At 67.6% G+C, this 6,844-nt stretch carries 3 protein-coding genes; 1 reads left to right on the top strand and 2 read right to left on the bottom strand.

Features of this window, described 5'->3' with window-relative positions; genetic code table 11:
- Positions 1-16 precede the first annotated feature (16 nt).
- Together ACTJJK_RS20415 and ACTJJK_RS20420 are read right to left on the bottom strand one after the other, a co-directional pair.
- Positions 17-862, bottom strand: coding sequence for a DUF4349 domain-containing protein (locus ACTJJK_RS20415; protein WP_440731113.1), 846 nt, complete (start codon positions 860-862; stop codon positions 17-19).
- A 386-nt stretch (positions 863-1,248) separates the two neighbouring features.
- Entirely contained in the window at positions 1,249-3,900 is a 2,652-nt protein-coding gene (locus ACTJJK_RS20420) for a TonB-dependent receptor plug domain-containing protein (protein ID WP_440731114.1), read from the bottom strand.
- Between the two features lie 968 nt (positions 3,901-4,868).
- Between ACTJJK_RS20420 and ACTJJK_RS20425 the strand changes: the two genes are divergently transcribed.
- Positions 4,869-6,710 carry a DUF885 domain-containing protein gene (locus tag ACTJJK_RS20425; protein WP_440731115.1) on the top strand — a complete coding sequence of 614 codons (1,842 nt, stop codon included), beginning with the start codon at positions 4,869-4,871 and terminating at the stop codon, positions 6,708-6,710.
- The last annotated feature ends 134 nt before the right edge of the window (positions 6,711-6,844 follow it).

Below are 6,844 nucleotides of genomic sequence, written 5' to 3' on the forward strand. Positions count from 1 at the left end.
GCGGCGCGCGCCGCTATCAGCCGCCTCGGGCCTTGCGGCGATTGCGCAGCGTGCGGCGGATCAGCCACACCAGCGGCAACAACACCGCCAGCAGCGGCAACAACACCGCGAAGGCGCGGATCAGGAACGCGATCACCGCCGCCACGATGCCGCCGAAATCGCGGAAGGCTTCGCCGATCTCGCTGCGGCTGGCTTGGCTGCGGGTGGTTTCGAAATCGAAGGTGACCAGTTGGGTCGAGATCCGCCGCTGCTGCTGCGCCGCTTCCTGCTGCGCGCCCTGCAGTTGCGCTTCGAGCTCGGCGATGCGGTTCGACAGGGTCAGCACGTCAGCGATCTTGAGGTCCTGGCGCTGCTGAAATTCCAACAGGCGCGCATGTTCCCTCTGCAGCCGGTCGCGCAACATGGCGTTGTCGCGTACCGCCGTGGCCAGGTCGTCGGCCTGGATGCTGCGGTCGGAGATTTCCTCGCCCTTGCCGGCCAGCGCCACCAGCGGCTCGACCCCCGCCGGCACGACCCGCAGCTGCAGCATCGCGCTGGGGAAATCGCCGCCGCTCTGGCTCATGTCCAACACCGCGCAGGCGCCGAACTTGCCCGAGTCGCAAGCGGCCCGCACCGCCTGCATCTGGGTCGCGATGCGCTCGCCGGGCAGGCGCACCTGCACCCGATGTTCGTAAGCCAGCAGCACGCCGAGGTCGGCCTTGCCCGGCGACGGCGCCGAGCCGCCGGCATCGGGCTTGCCGAGGTCGGCCATCGGCACCGCGGCCGACTCCTCCATCGTCGCGGCGTTGTGCTTGCTGCAAGCGCCGAGCAGGCCCACCGCCAACGTCGCGGCCAGCAGCCGCTTCGCCAATCCATATGCCATGATCCGTTCTCCCTGTTGTCCGTGATCCGTTCGGCCCGCGCACTATGCCATCGCGGCCGGGCGCGCAGCGGGTTTCCGCTGGGCGCCGTGGTCGTAATGGCTAACGTCGCATTGCCCTGATCGGGGTTGAGCAAATCGGAGATACGGCCGAGACCTCAGGTAGATTTCGCGACGTCTCCCCCTGACCGTCACCCCCGCGCAGGCGGGGATCCAGAGACTTCAGAGCGATGCCTCGGTAAAGCCCTGGGTGTTCGGCTCCGCCGAAGTAAAGCGGAGCCCGCCTACGCGGGAACGACGGTAGGTAGGCTGCGCCGCCCTCGTATGAGCCGTCATCCCCGCGAAAGCGGGGATCCAGAGACTTCAGAGTCGTGCATGGGATCGCGCAATCAGAACTTGTGCTTGAACCCCACCGTGACGAACCGGCCCAAGGCGTCGTACTGGCTGATGTCGTAGGGCAGCGCGCCGCCGGCCGGATCGAACGGCGGGTCCTTGTCGGCGAGGTTCTGCACCGACAAATACAGCGTGGTGTCGCGCAGGCCTTCGTAGCCCAGGTAGAGATCGAACTGGTGATGGTCGTCGACCTTGGCGTCCAGGCCCGGGTTGCTGCGCGCATCGACGACCTGCTGCCGGTAACCACCGATATAGCGCCACGACAGCTGCGCGTTCCAGTCGCCGCGGCCGTACGCCAGCGAAGTGATGCCGCGCCACTTCGGCAGCGCGCCGAAGCGGTTGCCGCCGGCGCCTTCCAGTGCGCTCTGACCGGCAACTTGCGGCTGCTCGTAGCTCAGCAGGCGGGTCCAGGTGCCGTCGAGGGTCCAGTCGGCCTCGCCGGCATGCCAGACCTTGCGGCCTTCGATGTCGAAGCCGGTCGTGGTCAGCGTGCCCTGGTTGGCGTAGCGGTTTTCGACCAGTTGCAGACGACCCTGCGCATCGCGGGTAACCCGACCGGGATTGGTCTGCGGGTTGGAGACCACGAACTGGACGTTGTCCGGCGCGATCAGGTCGTCCTGGCGGATCCGGTACAGATCCACGCCGAGGCTGGTGTCGGCGTCCGGCGCCCACAACACGCCGAGGTTGATGTTGCTGGAACGCTCGGCCTTGAGCTCGGGGTTGCCGGCGCGAAGAATCGTCACGCCGCGCGAGGCGCCCGGTTGCACCGGGTCGTAAGGGTCGATGACGTTGCCGTAGCTGATCGTGGTGCTCTGCGCGATCTCCGGCAACGACGGCGCGCGGAAGCCGCGCGACGCGTTCAAGCGCAACAGCCAATCGTCACTGGCCTGCCAGCGGATGCCGAGCTTGGGCGAGAACGCGCTGCCGAAGTCGTCGTAGTGGTCGCCGCGGCCGGCCAACTGCACTTCGACCTGCTGCCAGGGCTTGAGGCTGAGCTCGAAGAACGCCGCCGACACGCGGCGGCTGCCGTCGATCAGGTTGATCGCCGGACGCAGCTCGGTGCCCGACAGCACCTGCGGGCTGGTGCGTGCGTCCTGGGCCTCGTCGCGGAACTCCACGCCCGCGGCGACGCCGACGTCGCCCGCGCGCCACTGCCAGGGGAAGCCGGAGATCTTGCCGCTGACCGTGCTCAGGCGATAGGTGCCCGGGCGCCGCGTCGACAGGCGCAGCGCATCGAGCGCGCCCGGCGTGCGCGAGGGGTTGAGGAAGTCGTAACTGCCGCTGGCCAAGGTCTCTTCGAACGCGTAGCGATTGAGGAAGTTGCGCACGTACTCGCGCTGGCGGCTTTCCGAATGGCTGGCAGCGACTTCCCAGTCCCAGGTCTCGCCGTGGCCGCGCAAACCGACCAGGGAACGCTGGAACTGCGACTTGTTGATCTTGTAGCGCGCGCCGAGGTCGAGGAAGGAATACTCGAACGGGGTCGGCACCGCATTGGGATTGTTCGGATGCCCGACCGGCAACACCGCCGGGATGTCGACCAGGCGGCCGGTGCCGCGGTCGTAGGCGCGCAGACCGGCGCCGACCGACATCGGCGCGCTGAAATAGGTGCCGTTGTGGCTGGTGCTGTAGAGGATCTCGGCGAAGCCCTGCAGCGAATCGTTGAACCACACGTCGCCGGCGACCAGCGCCTGGTAGCGCTCGACGTCCGGTACCAGGGTGCGGAACGGCTGGGTGTTGAATGCGCAGGCGTTGCCCGGCAGCGGGCTGCCGAAGTCGGCGTAGGGTCGCGACTGGGTGCCCGGCTGGCACGCGAATGCCACCGGCGCGCGCGGGTTCGACAGGTAAGCGCCGCCCTGGGTCGACCAACCGGCGAGGCGTCCGCCGGGCTGGTCGCGATAATCGCCGTCGCGGGTCAGGTCGCGCTCGTCGGCGTCGAGACGGCCGCGCTTGAACACGTCCAGGCTGAAACGCAGGCTGTAGCCGTCCTTGGCCGAATCGCCGTGGCCGGCGCGCAGGCCGAGGCGGCTCTGGTCGATGCCGCCCTCGGTCGCCGCGCCATAGGCCGCATCGACTTCCAGGCCTTCGATCTTGCGGCGCAGGATCAGGTTGACCACGCCGGCGATCGCATCGGAACCGTACAGCGCCGACGCGCCGTCCTTGAGGATTTCCACGCGCTCGATCGCGCCCAACGGCAAGGCGTTGAGGTCGACGAAATTGTCCTGGGTGTTCTGGGCGAAACCATACGAGGCCACGCGATAACCGTTGACCAGCACCAGGGTGTTCTTCTGGCTGAGGCCGCGCAGCGACACGCCGGCCGAGCCGTTGGCGAAGCTGCCGGTGTACTGCTCGTTGAAGCTGTTGCCGCTGTTGACGGTGAGGCTGCGCAGCAAGTCGGACACGGTGACCTTGCCGCTCTTCTCGATCTGCGCGCGATCGATCACCAGCACCGGGTTGACCCCGGCCTCGTCGCTGCGCTTGAGGTTCGTGCCGGTCACCTGGACCGCGTCGAGGGTGACGCCGGCCGCGGCATCGGCTGCGGCGGTGGCGTCGTCGGCCTGCGCCAGCGGCGCGGCCAGGGCGATGGACAGAGCGAGCGTGAGGCGTCGGTAGCGCACGCCGGAGCGGGATGAAACCTGAGCGAAAGACATGGGGAGTTCCTGGGTACGAGTCGAAGGGGAAAACGAAGAGACGAAAGAACGCCCGCCCGGAACGGCACGCAGCCGCCGGCGCTGCGCAAGCGCAGTGCGGTCACGAGGGAGAGGGAATCGCGGGACAGCGTTACCGTGCAGCCGCGTACCGATCCGGGACGGGCGAAAAACCTTGCTGGCAGGATCAACCCGTCGCGGGCATCACCTGCCGGCTACAGCGACAACGCATCGGCATTCGCGCGATGGGCCGGAGCTGCAGCGAAGCGAACGCAGTCGCGAGCGGAGATTTCAGGGTCGAAGCGGACATGGCGGCAAAGACGAACGTGAAGAGCGAGCGGACGGACGGAGACGAAGCGATGCGCGATTCAGCGGCAACACTCGCGACAGCGGCAGGCGCGCATGGAACGGCGCGATGCGGCATGGGGTTTCGTCGGTCCTGCAGGATTCACGGTGAAGTCTTCGGCAGCGGAGAAAGGGCCGCCGAGGCCGGCGACGAGAGATATGTTGCATCGCGATAAAGCGACGTCAATCGACGCGGACGGCCGACTCGCCGGCTTCGCCGCCATGGGCCGCCGCGATCCTGAACCGGGCAATGCGCCGGCGAATCGGGCGAATCGCACGCAAGCCCCGCAGGCCAAGGCTTGCACGCGATCGCGCCAGTGCGGCCCGGTGTTCATTATTCAGGTCGCCTCATGCCGCGGGGCGCATGAGCGCATTGCCGATGGTTATGTCGCAAGCGCCCGCGGAAACCGCGAAATCCGACGCCGGACACGGCCGTTGCGCAGAGGACAGGATCGGAAAAGTCGCATTCGGTTGTGGCACGCGGCTGGCGGCTGGCCGCGGCACCTTCCCGCATATCGGCCGGCGAGTCCGTTCCCCGCCCGGACCTATGACCCATGCGCACCCCATCGCCTTCGCATATCCTCCGCGCATTGCGGCCCGGCCGCCCCCCTCGACCGAGATCGGATATGCGCCTGTTGCGTCCCTCGCAGCTCTCTTTCGTCCTCACTCCGGCCCTGTTGGCCCTCGCCTTGTCGGCCTGCGGGCCGCACGAAACCGCCGCGCCCACCGCCGTGGCCAAGACCGCCGCCGCGCCCGCAGCGAGCTCCGACCCGGCCGTCGATGCCGCCTTCGCCGCCTTGTCCAAGCGCTGGCTCGACGGCGTCATGCAGATCAACCCGGTCAGCGCCACCCAGATCGGCGACCACCGTTTCGATGGCGAGATCGACGACCTCAGCACCGCCGGCCGCCAGCGCCAGCTCGATTTCAACCGCAAGCTGCTGGCCGAACTCGACGCCGTCGACGCCACCCGCTTGTCGCGCGAGAACCAGGTCGATGCGGCGATCCTGCGCAACCGCCTGCGTTCGGAAGTGTGGTCGATCGAAACCCTGCAGAACTGGGCCTGGGACCCGATGGTCTACAGCGGCCTGGCCGGCGACGCGATCTACAACCTGATGGCGCGCGAATTCGCGCCGATGCCGCAGCGCCTGAAGTCGGCGACCGCGCGCATGGAGAAGATCCCCTCGATCTTCGCCCAGGCCCGCGCCAACCTCGACCCGGCGCGAGTGCCGAAGATCCACGCCGAGACCGTCGCCAAGCAGAACGCCGGCGTGCTCAGCCTGATCGACACCTTCATCGTGCCCAACGCCGGCCAGGTCAAGGGCGCCGAGCGCAAGCGCCTGGACGCCGCCGTCGCCGGCTTGCGCAAGGCCGTCGCCGAGCAACAGGAATGGCTCGACAAGACCCTGGTGCCGAACGCCAAGGGCAATTTCCGCATCGGCCAGACCCTGTACGACGAAAAGTTGAAGTTCTCGCTCAACTCCTCGTTGTCGCGCGCCGAGATCATGCAGCGCGCGCAATCCGAGCTGGCCCGCGTGCGCGCAGAGATGTACGCGATCGCGCAGAAGGAACTCAAGGGTAAGCCCGGCGCACCGGAACTGCCGGACAAGCCGAAGCCGGAACAGCAGCAGAAGGCGATCGAGGCCGCGCTCGAGTTGGCCTATGCCGACAAGCCGGCGCGCGACAAGGTCGTCGACTTCGCCAAGCAGACGCTCGAAGAAGCGACGACCTTCACCCGCGCCAAGAACCTGGTGACCGTGCCCGACGCGCCGGTCAAGATCATCCTGATGCCGGAGTTCCAGCGCGGCGTGGCGCTGGCCTACTGCGACTCGCCGGGCCCGCTCGACAAGGGCCTGGACACCTACTACGCGATCTCGCCGATTCCGGACGAGTGGAGCGATGCCCAGGTCGACTCCTTCCTGCGCGAATACAACACGCGCATGGTGCATCTGCTGTCGATCCACGAAGCGATGCCGGGCCACTACCTGGAAGGCGCGCATTCGGCCAAGGCGCCGTCGACCCTGCGCGCGGTGCTGCGTTCGGGCGTGTTCGCCGAAGGCTGGGCGGTCTATACCGAGGACGTCATGGCCGATGCCGGCTATCTCGACAACGACCCGCTGTTCCGCCTGGTCCAGCTCAAGTTCTACCTGCGCAGCATCGGCAACGCGATCCTCGACCAGGGCGTGCAGGTCGAAGACTGGAGCCGCGAGCAGGCGATGCAGTTCATGACCCAGCAGACCTTCCAGCAGGAACGCGAAGCCGCCGGCAAATGGGTCCGCGCTCAGCTGACCTCGGCGCAGTTGCCGACCTATTTCGTCGGCGCGCAGGAACACTTCGACATGCGCAAGGCCGTGGAAGCCAAGCTCGGACCGAAGTTCGACGCCAAGACCTACCACGACCAGGTGCTGTCCTACGGCGCACCGCCGGTGCGGTTCGTGCGCGAGCTGATGCTGGACGAACCGATTCTCTGAACCCCGGTTCGCAGGAACGACGAAAAGCCCGCCGCATGGCGGGTTTTTTGTGGGTCGAGACCGGCAAGGGATCTCGGGCCGATGCATTGCTCATCCCCGGCTGGAGCGACTCCGCTGTCGCAGCAGCGCGGTCG

Origin of the sequence: Lysobacter sp. 22409 (assembly GCF_052045105.1) — a bacterium.
Classification (GTDB): Bacteria; Pseudomonadota; Gammaproteobacteria; order Xanthomonadales; family Xanthomonadaceae; genus Lysobacter; species Lysobacter antibioticus_B.

Bases quoted from the DNA above. Each gene is read 5' to 3' on its own strand.
- ACTJJK_RS20425 (WP_440731115.1), top strand. From the start codon at position 4,869: ATGCGCCTGTTGCGTCCCTCGCAGCTCTCTTTCGTCCTCACTCCGGCC.
- ACTJJK_RS20415 (WP_440731113.1), bottom strand. From the start codon at position 862: ATGGCATATGGATTGGCGAAGCGGCTGCTGGCCGCGACGTTGGCGGTG.
- ACTJJK_RS20420 (WP_440731114.1), bottom strand. From the start codon at position 3,900: ATGTCTTTCGCTCAGGTTTCATCCCGCTCCGGCGTGCGCTACCGACGC.